This window comes from Microbacterium sp. E-13 (assembly GCF_049912955.1).
GTDB lineage: Bacteria > Actinomycetota > Actinomycetes > Actinomycetales > Microbacteriaceae > Microbacterium.
Genome location: NZ_CP183973.1, coordinates 1874689 through 1890367 on the forward strand (window position 1 = coordinate 1874689; position 15679 = coordinate 1890367).

Below are 15679 nucleotides of genomic sequence, written 5' to 3' on the forward strand. Positions count from 1 at the left end.
CTCATGCGCCGAGGGCGTCCTTCACCGAGTTCAGCGCTGCCGCCAGGGCCGCGGCATCGGTTCCGCCGCCCTGCGCCACGTCGTCCCGTCCGCCGCCGCCGCCGCCCAGCACACCGGCGGCGCCCTTGGCGAGCACGCCCGCGTTCGCGCCGGCGGCGCGGGCGGCGTCGTTGGTGGCGACGATCACGACGGGTCGCTCGTTGACGATGGCGCCGAGCGCGACGACGGCGGCGCCGGAGCCCAGGCGCTCACGCAGCTGCAGCGCGAGGGAGCGCACGTCGTCGGCGGATGCTGCGGTGCCCAGCGATTCGGCGACCACCAGCGTCTCGCCCACCCGGGCAGCCGCGGCGGCAAGGGCGGGGATCCTCTCGCCGAGGGCCTTCGACTCGAGGGCCGCGATCTTCTTCTCGGCGGCCTTGAGGTTCGCCTGGAGCTCCGCGATGCGCGCCGGAAGCAGGTCGCGCGGGGCCTTCAGCGTCGACGTCAGCTGCGAGACGAGCGCGCGCTCAGCGGCCATCGAGCGGAATGCGTCGAGGCCCACGAGCGCCTCGACACGCCGGTTGGAGGCGCCGACCGACGACTCGCCGACCAGGCTGATGAGCCCGATCTCGGCGCTGGTCGAGACGTGCGTGCCGGCGCAGAGCTCACGCGACCACGGTCCGCCGATATCGACCATGCGCACGGTGTCGCCGTACTTCTCTCCGAACAGCGCCATCGCCCCGAGCGACTTGGCCTCATCGAGCGGCAGCACCCTCGTGGTCACCTCGAGGTTGTCGCGGACGGCGTTGTTGGCGATCTCCTCGATCTCGGTCTTCGTCTCATCCGAGAGCGCCTGACCCCACGAGAAGTCGAACCGCATGTAGCCGGCGCGGTTCAGCGAGCCCGCCTGCGTCGCCGTCTTGCCGAGCGTGTCGCGCAGCGCGGCGTGCACGAGGTGCGTCGCCGAGTGGGCTTGGCGGGCGGAGCGGCGGTTGGCGGCATCCACGACCGACGTCGCCGGCTGGTCCACGCCGACTTCGCCGGTCGAGACCTCGACCGTGTGGCTGATGAGGCCGGGAACAGGCTTCTGCACGTCGAGGACCTCGAGCTCGTAGCCCGGTCCCACGATGACGCCCTTGTCGGCGACCTGACCGCCCGACTCGGCGTACAGCGCGGTCTCGGCGAGGATGACCTCGGCGATCTGGCCGACGCTCGCGCGGTCGACGGGCGCCCCGTCGACGAGGATGCCCAGAACCCGCGACTCGGCCTCCAGATCGGTGTAGCCCGTGAACACGGTCTCGCCCTGGGCGCGCAGGTCGCGGTACACGCTCGTGTCGGCGAGCTGGCGCTTGCGCGCCCGCGCGTCGGCCTTCGCTCGCGCCCGCTGCTCCTGCATCAGCGTGTCGAACGCCGCGCGGTCGACGCTGAGGCCCGCCTCCTCGGCGATCTCGAGCGTGAGGTCGATCGGGAACCCGTAGGTGTCGTGCAGCAGGAACGCCTCGGATCCGGTGAGCGTGGTGCCGCCGCCGGCCTTCGTCTCGCTGAGCGACTCGTCGAGGATCGACTCCCCCGCCGCGAGGGTGCGCAGGAACGTGGCCTCCTCGGCCAGTGCGTACTGCGAGATGCGCGCCCAGTCGGTCTCGACGACGGGGTACGCCTCCTTCATGGCGTCGCGCGACGCGGTGAACAGCGTCTCGAACGTGGGCCCGTCGACGCCGAGCAGGCGCATCGAGCGGATCACACGGCGCATGAGGCGGCGGAGGATGTACCCGCGGCCGTCGTTGGAGGGCGTGACGCCGTCCGACAGCAGCATGAGCGAAGAGCGCACGTGATCGGCGACCACCCGGAACCGCACGTCGTCGTCGTGGACCTCACCGTACGTGCGACCGGAGAGCTCGACGGCCTTGTCGAGCACGGGACGCACCTGGTCGGTCTCGTACATGTTGTCGACGCCCTGCTTGATGAACGCGATCCGCTCGAGGCCCATGCCGGTGTCGATGTTCTTGTTCGGCAGCTCGCCGACGATGTCGAAGTCGTACTTGGATCGCACGTTGGTGATCTCGTACTGCATGAACACGAGGTTCCAGATCTCGACGTAGCGGTCGTCATCGGTGGCAGGGCCGCCGTCGATGCCGTACTCGGGACCCCGGTCGAAGAAGATCTCCGAGCAAGGGCCGGCAGGACCGGGAAGACCGGTGCTCCAGTAGTTCGTGTCTTTGCCCAGACGCTGGATGCGGTCCTCGGGAAGGTCGGTGAGCTTCAGCCAGAGATCGTGCGCCTCGTCGTCCTCCTCGTAGACGGTGACCCACAGATCCTTCTGGTCGAAGCCGAGGCCCCCGCTGGACTCGGGACTGGTCAGCAGATCCCAGGCGTAGCGGATCGCGCTCTCTTTGAAGTAATCGCCGAACGACCAGTTGCCGAGCATCTGGAAGAACGTGCCGTGCCGCGGGGTCTTGCCGACCTCTTCGATGTCGTTGGTGCGGATGCACTTCTGGTTGTCGGCCGCGCGCGGGTACGGCGGCGGCACGTCGCCCGAGAGGTAGGGGATGAACGGCACCATGCCGGCCACCGTGAACAGCAGCGCCGGGTCGTCGGTCACCAGCGATGCCGAGGGGACGATGGTGTGGCCGTTCTTCTCGAAATAGTCGAGGAAGCGCTGGGCGATCTCGGCGGTCTTCATTCGGGTCCTTGCGTGTGCGTGCGCGTACGTGCGTGTTCGTTGTGGCTGCTGCGGTGGAGCGGTGGTGGACCTCGTGGCCGGTGGGGCCGCGCGAGTCAGTCGGAGAGCTTCCGCACCGCGTCGGCGGCGGCACCGACGACCTTGTCGCCGGCGTCGGCGACGTTGTCGGCGGCATCGGCTGCGACGGCGCGGGCGGTGTTCGCGACGTCGGCCGCGGCATCCCGCACGTCGTCGACGAGTCCGGCGAAGCGGGCCTCCTGCTCCCGGTACGCGTCGCCCATGCGGTCGGTGAACTCCGTGATGCGGGCGTCGACGTCGGCCAGCATCTCGTGGCCGCGCGGGTCCTTGTTGACCAGGTGTGCCAGAACGAATCCGCCGGCGATGCCGAACAGGAACCACAGGAGGTTCTTCATGTCACCACTTCCTTGGATGCCGGAGGGTCGCTCTTCGACCGTATCGAGGTGCGCGGGCCGCCGGTCGCGGCATCCACCCATCGTATGCCGAAACGGCCATGGCCATGCCGAACCGTCGCCCCCTCGTCAGAGACGACGAAGGGCGCCGGGAGACCCGGCGCCCTTCGTGCGGCGGATGGTTACCGCGCCGCGTAGTACTCGACGACGAGCTGGACGTCGCAGACCACGGGGACCTCGGCGCGCTTGGGGCGACGCACGAGACGGGCCTGGAGCTTGTCGAGCTCGACCTCGAGGTAGCCCGGAACGGGCGGCAGCACCTCGGCGTGACCGCCGAGAGCGGCGACCTGGAAGGGCTCGATGCCCTCGCTCTTGGCCTTGACGTGGATGAGCTGACCCGGCTTGACGCGGAACGACGGGCGGTCGACGAGCTGGCCGTCCACGAGGATGTGACGGTGCACGACGAGCTGACGTGCCTGCGCGGTGGTGCGGGCGAAGCCGGCGCGGAGCACGAGGGCGTCCAGGCGCATCTCGAGCTGCTCGACGAGGTTCTCACCCGTCAGGCCCTGGGTGCGGCGCGCCTCGTTGAACTGGATGCGCAGCTGCTTCTCGCGGATGCCGTACTGCTCGCGCAGACGCTGCTTCTCGCGGAGGCGGACGGCGAAGTCGCTGTCCTGCTTGCGCTTGGTGCGGCCGTGCTCACCCGGCGCGTAGGGGCGCTTCTCGAGGTACTTGGCTGCCTTGGGGGTCAGCGCGACGCCGAGGGCGCGGGAGAGACGGACCTTGCGGCGGTCCTGGGACTTCGTAGCCACGAAGTGTTCCTTTCGATGACGCTGCCGTGTCTTTCACGGCTCGCGGACGTATCGCCCTGTCCTCGCCCTGTCCGGACTGCACGCCGGGGCATGCCGGAAGGTAGGTGAAGAAGAAAGGGGATGCCCGAAAACAGCGTTTCGAGCCGCTCAAGCCTAGCAGATCCGGCGTGGGGCTCTCATGAGAGCGCCACGACCAGGTCGCGCGTCGAAGATGGCCTTATCCGCCGTCGAGAATCCGCCGGATCTTCTCGAGGCGGGCCCGCACATCCCGCTCGGCACCGAGCGCCTTCGGCTCGTAGTAGCGGCGGCCACGCAGTTCGTCGGGCAGGTACTGCTGCGGTGCGATGCCGATCTCGGCGTCGTGCGGGTAAACATAGCCCTTGCCGTGCCCCAGCCGCTTCGCGCCGGGGTAGTGCGCGTCGCGCAGGTGCATCGGGACGCGTCCGAAGCCGCCCGCCCGCACGTCGGCGATGGCCTTGTCGATCGCGAGGTACGCAGCGTTCGACTTCGCCGTGGTGGCGAGGTACGCCGTGGCCTCGGCGAGAGGGATGCGACCCTCCGGCATGCCGATGAACTGCACGGCATCCGCGGCCGCGACGGCGACGGGCAGGGCTTGCGGATCGGCCAGCCCGATGTCTTCCGCGGCCGAGATGATGAGGCGCCGGGCGATGAAGCGCGGGTCCTCCCCCGCCTCGATCATGCGCGCGAGGTAATGCATCGCGGCATCGACATCCGATCCGCGGATGGACTTGATGAACGCGCTGATGACGTCGTAGTGCTCGTCGCCCTGCCGGTCGTAGCGGAGCAGCGCGCGATCGACGGCCTGGGCGACATGCTCAGGAGTGATCTCGGGGACCGCGGACGCGGCATCCCCATCGTCATCGTCCTCCTCCTCGGGAAGGGCGAGCGATGCTGCGGCCTCGAGAGCGGTGAGCGCCCGGCGTGCGTCACCGGAAGCAAGTCGCACCAGTGCGTCGCGCGCTTCGTCGCTCAGCGCGACCGCGCCGGACAGCCCCCGCGGATCGTCGACCGCGCGATCGAGGAGCATCCGCAGGTCGTCGTCGGTCAGCGGCTTGAGGGTCAGGAGCAGCGACCGCGAGAGCAGCGGTGAGATGACCGAGAACGACGGGTTCTCGGTCGTCGCGGCGATGAGCACGACCCAGCCGTTCTCGACCCCCGGGAGCAGTGCGTCCTGCTGCGCCTTGGTGAACCGGTGGATCTCATCGAGGAAGAGGATGGTGGACTGCCCGTAGAGGTCGCGCTGGGTGAGCGCCTCCTGCATGACCTCGCGCACATCGCGGACGCCCGCGGTGACGGCGGAGAGCTCGACGAAACGCCGGCCGGATGAGCGCGCGATCGCCTGCGCGAGGGTCGTCTTTCCCGTCCCCGGGGGGCCCCAAAGGATCACCGACGTCGCCGCCCGGGCCGCGGCATCCGGGTTCGCGAGCGTGACCAGCGGTGAGCCCGCGCGCAGCAGATGCGACTGGCCCGCCACCTCGTCGAGCGAGGTCGGACGCATGCGCACGGCGAGGGGCGTCAGCCCCTGGAAGAGCGCGGTCTGACTGGTCACCCTCCCAGGCTATCCCGCGCCCGCGACAAGGGATCGGCGGCGGTTTTGGCGGCCGACTCACCGCGCCGTAGGATCAACCCGCCCGGACCCTGATCCGGGCGGGGCAGACCTCGACGAACCGCAGAGCCTCGTCGATCCGACCGGAGCCTCGACGAACCGACCAGAGGAGTCCACGTGGCGACCGGTGGCAAGAACCGTGACGCACGGTCGGCGCGCGAGCGCACGCGGCTGTACGAGGCGCGACGCCGGTTCCACGACGATCAGGCGCGGCGCCGCAGCCGAGACAACCTGATCGCGGGCATCGTCGGCGGGGTGCTCGTGCTCGGGCTGATCGGCGCGCAGACCGTGTACTTCGTCACGGGGCCCGGCGCACCGGCCCCGACTCCCACCTCGACGCCGACGCCCGGTGCGACGCCGACCCCCGGCGCGACCACGACGCCGACCCCCGAGCCCTCCGCTCCGATCGAACCGGAGCCGAGCGCGACGCCCACGTCGTGAGACCTCGCGTCCGTGGGCATCGGAGAGGAAGCACCGGCCGTACTAGGCTGTGAGCCGTCCTACTCCCTACAGACGGCGTGAGCCGCGATGAGGTGCATCCCGTGACTGCCGCAGCAGAATCCCAGCCCGACAACAACGCCCGCGAGACCTCCGGCAGCGGCGAGAACGACATCTCGACCGAAGCGGTCGCCTCCCAGAACGCGGCCGATGCCGTCGAGGCCGATGCGGTCGAGGCGGACACCGTCGAACCGGACGCCGTCGAGGCCGATGCGGTCGAGGCGGACACCGTCGAACCGGGCGCCGTCGACGCCGAGGCGAACGCCGTCGAGGCGGACGCCGTCGAGGCCGATGCGGCCGAGCCGGATGCCGATGCGGCCGAGACAGCCGACTCCGACGTCCCCGCACAGCCCTCCGACGCCGGCGACGAGGCCGCCGATGCGCAGATCGACGTCGTCGAGGTGGACGTCGTCGCGATCGACGAGGACGGCGACGTGGTCGCCGTCGAGGTTGTCGAGGTCGTCGCAGAGGACGCGCCGGTCGCGGCCCCGTCGTCCGACGAGCCCTGGGGCCGTGTCGACGACGACGGCACCGTCTCCGTGCGGGAGGCCGGGGGCTGGCGTGTCGTCGGCCAGTACCCGGATGGCTCCGCCGAGGAGGCGCTCGCCTACTTCGAGCGCAAGTACACCGACCTCGCCAGCGAGGTGACGCTCCTGGAGGTGCGCCACCGCAGAGGCGGGGCGTCGGCCTCCGATCTGCGCGCCACCGCGCGGACGATCAACGGAAAGCTCGACGGCGCGGCCGCCGTCGGCGACCTCGCGAGCCTGGTCGCGCGGGTCGCCGCTCTGACCGAGACGCTCGCCGCCGAGTCGGCGACGGAGGCCGTCGCCGCACGCGAAGCCGTCGACGAAGCCGTGAAGGCGCGCACCGAGCTCGTGGAGAAGGCTGAGGCCCTCGCCGCCCGTGATCCCCGCACGGTCCAGTGGAAGCAGGCGACCACCGAGCTCAATTCGCTCTTCGAGCAGTGGCAGTCTCAGCAGCAGACCGGACCCCGGCTCCCCAAGTCGACCGCGCAGCAGCTCTGGAAGCGATTCCGCGACGCGCGTGCCACCGTCGACAAGCACCGCAGGGCGTTCTACGCCGAGCTCGACGAGGCGCACAAGGGCGTCCGCGACCGCAAGACCCGGCTGGTCGAGAAGGCCGAGGCGCTCGCCTCGAAGGGAGAGGACGGGATCCCCGCGTACCGCGAGCTGCTCGACGAGTGGAAGACCGCCGGCCGAGCCGGCAAGAAGGTCGACGACGCCCTGTGGGCGCGGTTCAAGGCCGCCGGTGACGCGCTCTACGGTGCGCGCATCGAGCGCGAAGCGGCGGACGCCGAGGCGTCTCGCGAGAAGATCGAGCTCAAGCGGGCCCTCCTCGGCGAGGCGAAGGCCGTCGGTGACGAGCGCGACATCGCGAAGGCGCGGTCGATCCTCACCGGTATCCAGCGTCGCTGGGACGAGGTCGGCCGCATCTTCCCGCGCGACACCGAGCGGTCGCTCGACGACGAGCTCCGCCGTGTCGAGAACGCCCTGCGCACGCGCGAGGACGCCGACTGGAAGCGCAACGACCCCGAGCAGAAAGCGCGCGCGAACGACATGACGCGCCAGCTCACCGACGCCATCCAGAAGCTCGAAGACGAACTCGAAGCCGCGAAGAAGTCCGGCGACAAGCGGGCCATCGCCAATGCGAGCGACGCGCTCGAGGCTCGCCGGTCCTGGCTCAAAGCACTCGGAGGCTGACAGGTCGTCGACCCGGCCGGTGCCTCGTCGCCGGCCGGGTTGTCCACAGGCGTGGGCTCGCGGCATCCGCCCGTCCCGCGTGGTGGGGCAGACTGCCCCCGTGGCATCGCCCTTCCTGTACTTCACCGACGACCGGCTTTCCCGGGCGGAGCTGACGGCTGCCTGCCTGGACGGCCACCTCGTCGCCCTCGGCGACGCCTATATGCCGGCCGACGCCGTCGAGACGGCGGCGCTCCGCGCGGGATCCCTCGCGCTCACGCTGGGCGACACCCTCGCGGCGACGCACCTCACGGCGGCATGGGTGCACGGCGCCCTGCCGCTGGCGCCGAGCCGGCACACGGTGCAGCGCGCCGTGCCGCGACGCCTGCATGTCGTGCCTGATCGCCGCGTCGTGTACCGCGATCTCCCGGTCGGCGCCGACGACCTCCAGCTGGTCGGCGGGGTCTTCGTCACCAGCCCGGAGCGCACCCTCGCGGACCTCGCCCGCGTGGGCGACGCCGAGCACATCGGTGCCGCCGGTCTCCTGGCCGACATGGATCCGGATGCCGCAGCCCGCGCCATCGAGCGCCTGGAGGCAGGCACCCTGCCGTACAAGCGCTCGGCGCTCGTGCGGCTGCGGGCGATCGCCGCCGGCCTTCAGGACGACGTGACGCGGTAGACGTCGTAGACGGCGTCGATGCGGCGCACGGCGTTGAGCACGCGGTCCAGGTGCACGATGTCGCCCATCTCGAACACGAAGCGGCTGAGCGCCAGCCGATCGTTCGATGTCGAGACCGTGGCGGAGAGGATGTTGACGTGGTGCTCGCTGAGCACCCGTGTGACGTCGCTCAGCAGCCCGGCGCGATCGAGAGCCTCGACCTGGATCTGCACGAGGAACACGCTCTTCGTGGTCGGGGCCCATTCGACGTCGATCAGGCGCTCGGGGTCCTGCATGAGCGACTTCACGTTGGTGCAGTCCGTGCGGTGCACCGAGACGCCGCTGCCGCGGGTGACGAAGCCGACGACCTCGTCGCCGGGCACGGGGGTGCAGCACTTCGCCAGCTTGACCAGGATGTCGGGGGCGCCGCGCACGAGGACGCCCGAGTCGCCGCCGCGCGGCGCGCGCGTGCGGCCGACCACCGGCAGATCGATGGGTCCGGTCGTGGTGTCGTTGGCGGCCACCAGCGCGGTGACCTTCTCGATCACCGACTGGGTCGAGACGTGGCCCTCGCCGACAGCGGCGTAGAGGGCGGAGACATCCTCGTAGCGAAGCTGATGGGCGACCTCGGTGAAGGAGTCCTGGCTCATCAGGCGCTGCAACGGGAGGTTCTGCCGTCGCATCGCGCGGGCGATGGACTCCTTGCCCTGCTCGATCGCCTCTTCGCGACGCTCCTTCGTGAACCAGCCGCGGATCTTGTTGCGGGCTCGTGTGCTGCGCACGAAGCCCAGCCAGTCCTGGCTCGGGCCGGCGTCCGGATTCTTCGACGTGAAGACCTCGACCACGTCGCCGCTCTTGAGCTCGGACTCGAGGGGAACCAGACGGCCGTTGACCTTGGCGCCCATCGTCCGGTGACCGACCTCGGTGTGCACCGCATAGGCGAAGTCGACGGGAGTCGCGCCGGAAGGAAGGCCGATGACGCGCCCCTTCGGGGTGAAGACGTAGACCTCCTTCGCGCCGATCTCGAATCGCAGCGAGTCGAGGAACTCCCCCGGGTCGGCTGTCTCCGCCTGCCAGTCGGAGATGTGCGCGAGCCAGGCCATGTCGGTGTCGACGGACTTGGAGTCCGACTTGCCGCCGTTCATCTGCTCTTTGTACTTCCAGTGCGCCGCAACGCCGTACTCCGCCTGCTGATGCATCTCGTGCGTGCGGATCTGGATCTCGACGGTGCGCCCGCCGGGGCCGATGACCGTGGTGTGGAGCGACTGGTAGAGGTTGAACTTCGGAGTCGCGATGTAGTCCTTGAAGCGACCGGGCAGCGGCGTCCAGCGGGCATGGATCGCGCCCAGCACGGCGTAGCAGTCGCGAACGCTGCCGACGAGCACGCGGATGCCGATGAGGTCGTAGATGTCGTCGAACTCGCGACCGCGAACGACCATCTTCTGGTACACCGAGTACAGCTGCTTGGGCCGGCCCATCACGCGACCGCGGATGCGGAGCTCGCGCAGATCGCTGTCGACCGCGCCGATGACGTTCTGAACGTACTGCTCGCGCTGTGGGGTGCGCTGCTTCACGAGGCTGTCGATCTCGGCGTAGAGCTTGGGATGCAGGACGGCGAACGACAGGTCCTCGAGCTCTGACTTGATCGCCTGGATGCCGAGCCGGTGCGCCAGCGGCGCGTAGATCTCGAGCGTCTCCGTCGCCTTCTTGCGGGCCTTCTCCGGGGGCACGAATCCCCACGTGCGGGCGTTGTGCAACCGGTCGGCGAGCTTGATGAGGAGCACCCGGATGTCGCGCGACATCGCGACGATCATCTTGCGTACCGTCTCGGCCTGAGCGCTCTCGCCGTACTTGACCTTGTCGAGCTTGGTCACCCCGTCGACGAGCATGGCGACCTCGTCGCCGAACTCCGCGGTGAGCATGTCGAGCGAGTAGTCGGTGTCTTCCACGGTGTCGTGGAGGAGCGCCGCGGCGATGGCGCGCGGGCCGAGCCCGAGATCCGCGAGGATCTGGGCCACGGCGAGCGGGTGCGTGATGTAGGGCTCGCCGCTCTGCCGCGCCTGGCCGGTGTGCGCCTTCTCAGCGACCGAGTAGGCGCGTTCGACGATCGAGAGGTCGCCCTTCGGGTGGTGCGTTCGCACCGTGCGGAGGAGCTGCTCGACGTCGTCTCGCCGCGCGGACCGCGAGAAGATGCGGGGAACGAGACGTCGAAGCGAGGATGACTGGGCGGGAGGGACGGTCTCTGTCACTCGATGCCCTCCCCTCCGCTGGACCTCACAATCCTACGCCCGCTCGCGGAGCGCTCAGGCCGGGGTGCCGGCCAGCTCGCGAGCGGCAGCGACCCGCGCGTCGCGAGCTTTGATGGCCGGCTCGTTCTCGCGCAGGAGCGAGTAGAGGGGTGCCGCGACGAAGATCGTGGAGTAGGCCGCCACGATGGTTCCCACGAAGATCGACAGCGACAGGTCGGTGAGCGTCTGCGCGCCGACCCAGATGAGGCCGATGAACAGGATGGCGCCGGTCGGGAGGATCGCCACGACGGTCGTGTTGATGGAGCGCACCAGCGTCTGGTTCACCGCGAGGTTCACCGACTCGCCGAACGTCCGGCCCGACACCTCGCCGTCCTCGCTGGTGTTCTCCCTGATCTTGTCGAAGACGACGGTCGTGTCGTACAGCGCGTACGAGAGGATCGTCAGGAACCCGATGACCGCCGCGGGCGAGATCTCGAAACCGAACAGCGAGTAGACGCCGATCGTGATGATGAGCACGTCCACGAGCCCGATGATCGCCGACAGCGACATCTTCCACGTACGGAAGTACAGCGCCAGGATGATCGCGGTCAACGCCAGGAAGATGGCCAGTCCCCACAGCGACTGGCGGGTGACGTCGGCACCCCACGACGGGCCGATGAATGCGTAGCTGACCTCGCTCGCGGGCACGGCGTACGCCTCGGCGAGGGCCGCCGAGACCTCGCGGCTCTCGGCATCCGTCACCTGGTCGGTCTGGACGCGGACGGCGTCTTCGCCGATGGTGACGACCTTGGTCGTCGCCTCGGGGACGACGGAGTGCACCGCGTCGGTGGCGACGGACTGGTCGATCGGGGCGGCGACGCCGCTCACCGTGAACTGCGAGCCGCCCGTGAACTCGATCGAGAACTGGATGGGACGGAACAGCGGCACGAGTGCCGAGCCGATGACGAGGATCGCCGCGATGAGGAACCACAGGTTGCGTCGCCCCACGAAGGGGAACGAGGTCTTGCCCGTGTAGAGGTCGTTGCCGAACTGGCTCATGGAGCGCATCAGTCGTCTCCCTCCTTGGCGGTCGTGCCCGGTTTCGCGTTCTCGGCGGCGGCCAGTTCAGCCTGCTTCCGTTCGGCGATGGTCTGGCGACGTGCCGCCTCACCTCGCGACTTGGCGTTGCGGCGCCCCGCGGCCCCGGCCGCCAGCACGGGCTCGCGGAACTGCGCGCGGCCCCGGTACACCGCACCGAGCGCGGTGGGGTCGAGTCCGGACAGCGGATGCCCCGACCCGAAGAACCGCGTGCGAGCGAGAAGCTGCAGCACGGGGTGGGTGAAGAGGATGAAGATCAGGACGTCGATGGCCGTCGTGAGACCCAGCGTGAAGGCGAAGCCCTTCACCGTCGAATCCGCGAGGATGTACAGCACCACGGCCGCGAGGATGTTGATCGACTTCGAGATGTAGATCGTGCGCTTCGCGCGCCCCCAGCCGTCCTCCACGGCCGCCGTGATCGACTTGCCGTCGCGCAGCTCGTCACGGATGCGCTCGAAGTAGACGATGAACGAGTCTGCGGTGAAGCCGATCGTCACGATCAGGCCCGCGACACCGGCGAGCGACAGGCGGAAGCCCATGCGCCACGCCAGGATGCACAGCGTGAGGTAGGTGAGCACGCCCATCACCACGAGCGAGGCGATGATGATGAAGCCGAGCGCGCGGTAGACGATGAGCGAGTAGATCGCCACGAGCACCAGGCCGATGAGGCCGGCGATGAGGCCGATCTGCAGCTGCTGCGAGCCGAGCGTCGCCGAGATGGAGTTCGAGCTCTCGACGGTGAAGCTGAGCGGCAGCGCGCCGTACTTCAGCTGGTCGGCGAGCACCTTCGCGGTCTCCTGCGTGAAGCTGCCCGTGATGCTGGGCTTGCCGTCGAGGATCACGCCGTTCATCGACGGCGCCGACAGCACGAAGCCGTCGAGGACGAAGGCGAACTGGTTCAGCGGGGCCTGGGCGCCGTACAGGCGCTGGCTGATCTCGCCGAAGGTCTTCGTGCCGTCGGCGTCGAACGAGAGGTTGACCGCCCAGAGGCCGTTGTTCTGCTGGATGCCGAACGTCGCGTCGTCGATCGACGACCCGTCGAGCTCGACGGGTCCGAGGATGTACTTGACGGTTCCGTCCGCGTCGCACGTGATGAGGGGCTCATCCGCTGGGGCGTTGGCCGGGTCGTTCGCGGGGTCGGAGCAGTCGTACGCGAGGAACTCGGCCTGCAGCGCGGGGGTGATCCAGGCGAGGTCGCTGCCGTTCGTGGGAGACGTCGTCGGCGTCGCCTGCAGCGAGGGATCGGGCGTCGGGTACGGCGTCGACTTGCCGTCCTCACCGACGAAATCGGTCGCGGGCTCCCCCGCGTAGAGCACCGCACGCAGCTGGAGCTGCGCCGACGCCTCGATGCGGTTGCGGGTCTCCTCGTCGGCCTGACCGGGGATCTGAACGACGATCTGGTTGCCGCCCTGCGTCGTGACGTCCGCCTCGCCGACGCCCGAGGCGTCGACGCGCTGCCGGATGATCGTGACGGCCTGCTGCATCTGCTCGGTCGACGGGTCGGCGCCGTTCTCGGTCTGCGCCTCGAGGACGATCTGCGTGCCGCCCTGGAGGTCGAGTGCGAGCTCGGGGGTCCAGGAGCTCTCACCGAAGACGTACACGCCGAGAGCGTTGATGCCGAACAGGAGCGCGGTGATCGCGAGGAGGCCGGTCAGCGCGCGCCATGCATGCCTGACGGGAGTGGATGTCGCCACGTCTTTGCTTTCTGAAGGTGCCCCGAACGGGCGAACGGACGGGGCGTCAGCCCTGCGACTTGGTGCCGGCCTCGGTGTCGGGGTCGGTCTTGTCCTTGCCCGCGGCCGCGCTCTGGTCGTCGCTGATGGAGGTGATGTCGCCGTTGGCGACGCCCTCGGCGTACTCGGCGTGGCTCTCCTCGGCGGCGAGGAACTCGTCCTCGCTGACCGCGTGGGTGCCCGGGTTGACGACACGAAGGATCGCCTGGCTGTGGACCTTGATCTCGACGCCCGGGGCGAGCTCGACGATCGCCGGCTGGTCGAGGTTCTCGGCGTCGTACGAGACGATCGTGCCGTAAAGGCCGCCCTGGAGCAGCACCTCGGAGCCGGGCACGGTCTGGCGCGCCTTCTCCTCCTGCTCGGCCTTCTGCTTCTGCATGCGGCGGCGGGAGCTCCAGAACATGAAGACGAGGAGCACGACCAGCAGGATGATGAGGCCGTAATTGCTCAGGAAGGAAGCGAAGTCCATGGAGCTGGGAGCACCTTTCGGGTCAGGCACGCGCGCCGACGGCGGCGTTGCCTTGCAGGGCGGGGGTGGGCGGAAGCCTCCAGCGATTATAGGTCATCGAATCCGAGCACCGATTCGGCGAGCGGCACCCTCAGGTGGGCGTACGCCTCGGGCATCGCGATGCGCCCGCGGGGAGTGCGCCCCATGAAGCCGATGCGCACGAGATAGGGCTCGACCACGGACTCGATGGTGTCGGGCTCCTCACCGACGGCGACGGCGAGCGTGCTGAGCCCGACGGGGCCGCCGCGGAACCGTCGCACGAGGGCGTCGAGCACGGCGCGGTCGAGCCGGTCGAGGCCGATGCCGTCGACATCGTAGAGATCCAGCGCCGCATCGACGGCGGCGATGTCGGCGCCGGTGCGGCCGTGCACCACGAGGTAGTCGCGCACGCGGCGCAGCAGCCGGTTGGCGATGCGGGGCGTGCCGCGGGATCGCCGGGCGATCTCGGCCCTCGCGGCCGGCGGCAGCGTCACCCCGAGCATCGCGGCGGAGCGCTCGATCACGCGTTCGAGCTCTTCCGGCTCGTAGAACTCGAGGTGCGCCGTGAAGCCGAATCGGTCGCGGAGCGGGTTCGGGAGCAGACCGGATCGCGTCGTGGCGCCGACCAGCGTGAACGGCGCCAGATCGAGCGGGATGCTCGTGGCGCCGGCGCCCTTGCCGACCATGATGTCGATGCGGAAATCCTCCATCGCGAGGTACAGCATCTCTTCCGCCGACCGCGCCATGCGGTGCACTTCGTCGATGAACAGCACCTCGCCGGGCGTGAGACTCGACAGCAGTGCGGCGAGATCGCCCGCGTGCTGGATCGCCGGACCGCTCGACAGCCGCAGGGGGCGCCCGCTCTCGTGGGCCACGATCATGGCGAGCGTCGTCTTGCCGAGGCCGGGAGGACCCGAGAGCAGGATGTGGTCGGCGGGACGCTGCTGGATGCGCGCCGCGTCGAGCAGCAGCTGCATCTGGCCGCGCACCTTCTGCTGGCCGACGAACTCCGCGAGCGACGTGGGCCGCAGCGCGCCCTCGATCGCGAGTTCGGCTTCGTCGACGGGCTCGCTCGCTTCGCGCACCTCAGCCACCGACCGGCTCCTTTCGCGCGGGGCCCAGTGCCGCGAGCGTGAGGCGGAGCAGCGCCGGTACCGACGATCGGTCCGACTCGGCGGCATCGGCCGCCACGGTATCGACCGACTCCGCGGCCACGCGCTCGGACCACCCCAGGCCCACGAGCGCCTGAACGACCTGCGCCGGGATCGCCGCCGAGGCAGCGGCATCCGAGCCGCCCCCCGCCGCCGGTCGCGTGGCCGTGATCTTGCCCGCGAGCTGCACCACGATGAGCTTTGCCGTCTTCGGTCCGATGCCCGACACCCGGCGGAACGGCGCGTCGTCGTCGGCCGACACCGCATCGGCGATCTGCGGCACGGTCAGGGTCGCCAGCACGCCGAGAGCGGACTTCGGCCCGACGCCGGTGACGCCCAGCAGCTGGCCGAAGACGACCAGCTCTTCCCGCGACTCGAAGCCGAACAGCGACAACGCGTCTTCCCGCACGATGAGGGACGTGTGGAGCGTGATCGTGTCGCCCACATGCGTGCCGTGCACGACTTGTGGAGTGACGGCGACGTGAAGACCCACTCCCCCGACTTCGACGACGACCGCATCCGCGTCGACGTGGACGGCGGTGCCGCGGACTGAGGAGATCATGCGACGAGCCTACGGGGTGGTTCGGACGTTTGTTCGACCGACACGCACGACCGCTC

General features: G+C 69.6%; 13 protein-coding genes. 3 read left to right on the top strand and 10 right to left on the bottom strand.

The genetic code is table 11. From position 1 onward, the window contains the following. Window position 1: 1 nt before the first annotated feature. From alaS to ACN9MP_RS08510, 4 genes are all read right to left on the bottom strand, one after another. A complete protein-coding gene (alaS, locus tag ACN9MP_RS08495; RefSeq protein ID WP_426325618.1) occupies window positions 2-2659 on the bottom strand; it encodes an alanine--tRNA ligase in 2658 nt (885 codons plus the stop codon). A 95-nt stretch (window positions 2660-2754) separates the two neighbouring features. Beyond that, window positions 2755-3072 carry an ATPase gene (locus ACN9MP_RS08500; protein ID WP_426325620.1) on the bottom strand — a complete coding sequence of 106 codons (318 nt, stop codon included), beginning with the start codon at window positions 3070-3072 and terminating at the stop codon, window positions 2755-2757. A gap of 179 nt (window positions 3073-3251) precedes the next feature. Then, window positions 3252-3881, bottom strand: coding sequence for a 30S ribosomal protein S4 (gene rpsD, locus ACN9MP_RS08505; protein WP_426325622.1), 630 nt, complete (start codon window positions 3879-3881; stop codon window positions 3252-3254). 217 nt (window positions 3882-4098) lie between these two features. Beyond that, complete coding sequence (locus ACN9MP_RS08510; RefSeq protein WP_426325960.1) at window positions 4099-5400, bottom strand: replication-associated recombination protein A; 1302 nt, start codon at window positions 5398-5400, stop codon at window positions 4099-4101. Window positions 5401-5625: 225 nt separating this feature from the next. Between ACN9MP_RS08510 and ACN9MP_RS08515 the strand changes: the two genes are divergently transcribed. The 3 genes from ACN9MP_RS08515 (at window position 5626) to ACN9MP_RS08525 (ending at window position 8385) form a co-directional block, all read left to right on the top strand. Continuing rightward, window positions 5626-5949, top strand: coding sequence for a dioxygenase (locus ACN9MP_RS08515; RefSeq protein WP_426325624.1), 324 nt, complete (start codon window positions 5626-5628; stop codon window positions 5947-5949). A gap of 101 nt (window positions 5950-6050) precedes the next feature. Then, a complete protein-coding gene (locus tag ACN9MP_RS08520) occupies window positions 6051-7727 on the top strand; it encodes a DUF349 domain-containing protein (protein WP_426325626.1) in 1677 nt (558 codons plus the stop codon). 100 nt (window positions 7728-7827) lie between these two features. Then, entirely contained in the window at window positions 7828-8385 is a 558-nt protein-coding gene (locus ACN9MP_RS08525; RefSeq protein WP_426325628.1) for a type IV toxin-antitoxin system AbiEi family antitoxin, read from the top strand. On the opposite strand, the gene ACN9MP_RS08530 is transcribed toward ACN9MP_RS08525, so the two are convergent. From ACN9MP_RS08530 to ruvA, 6 genes are all read right to left on the bottom strand, one after another. After that, the gene (locus ACN9MP_RS08530) at window positions 8364-10613 is read right to left on the bottom strand and encodes a RelA/SpoT family protein (protein ID WP_426325630.1); all 2250 of its coding nucleotides are present in this window, start codon (window positions 10611-10613) and stop codon (window positions 8364-8366) included. The genes ACN9MP_RS08525 and ACN9MP_RS08530 overlap by 22 nt on opposite strands. A 54-nt stretch (window positions 10614-10667) precedes the next feature. Continuing rightward, complete coding sequence (gene secF, locus ACN9MP_RS08535; RefSeq protein ID WP_426325632.1) at window positions 10668-11660, bottom strand: protein translocase subunit SecF; 993 nt, start codon at window positions 11658-11660, stop codon at window positions 10668-10670. Then, window positions 11660-13384, bottom strand: coding sequence for a protein translocase subunit SecD (secD, locus tag ACN9MP_RS08540; protein WP_426325634.1), 1725 nt, complete (start codon window positions 13382-13384; stop codon window positions 11660-11662). Before secD ends, secF begins: the two co-directional genes overlap by 1 nt. Window positions 13385-13430: 46 nt before the next feature. After that, window positions 13431-13892, bottom strand: a complete 462-nt coding sequence (locus ACN9MP_RS08545) for a preprotein translocase subunit YajC (RefSeq protein ID WP_426325636.1) — start codon at window positions 13890-13892, stop codon at window positions 13431-13433. A gap of 86 nt (window positions 13893-13978) precedes the next feature. Beyond that, complete coding sequence (gene ruvB, locus ACN9MP_RS08550; protein WP_426325638.1) at window positions 13979-15004, bottom strand: Holliday junction branch migration DNA helicase RuvB; 1026 nt, start codon at window positions 15002-15004, stop codon at window positions 13979-13981. Beyond that, on the bottom strand, window positions 14997-15623 hold the full coding sequence (ruvA, locus tag ACN9MP_RS08555) for a Holliday junction branch migration protein RuvA (protein ID WP_426325640.1): 627 nt from the start codon (window positions 15621-15623) through the stop codon (window positions 14997-14999). Before ruvA ends, ruvB begins: the two co-directional genes overlap by 8 nt. Window positions 15624-15679 lie beyond the last annotated feature (56 nt).

Excerpts from the sequence above, each read along its gene's own strand:
- ACN9MP_RS08545 (WP_426325636.1), bottom strand. The coding sequence starts at position 13,892 with ATGGACTTCGCTTCCTTCCTGAGCAATTACGGCCTCATCATCCTGCTG.
- ruvA (WP_426325640.1), bottom strand. The coding sequence starts at position 15,623 with ATGATCTCCTCAGTCCGCGGCACCGCCGTCCACGTCGACGCGGATGCG.
- secF (WP_426325632.1), bottom strand. The coding sequence starts at position 11,660 with ATGCGCTCCATGAGCCAGTTCGGCAACGACCTCTACACGGGCAAGACC.
- alaS (WP_426325618.1), bottom strand. The coding sequence starts at position 2,659 with ATGAAGACCGCCGAGATCGCCCAGCGCTTCCTCGACTATTTCGAGAAG.
- ACN9MP_RS08500 (WP_426325620.1), bottom strand. The coding sequence starts at position 3,072 with ATGAAGAACCTCCTGTGGTTCCTGTTCGGCATCGCCGGCGGATTCGTT.
- ACN9MP_RS08510 (WP_426325960.1), bottom strand. The coding sequence starts at position 5,400 with ATGCGTCCGACCTCGCTCGACGAGGTGGCGGGCCAGTCGCATCTGCTG.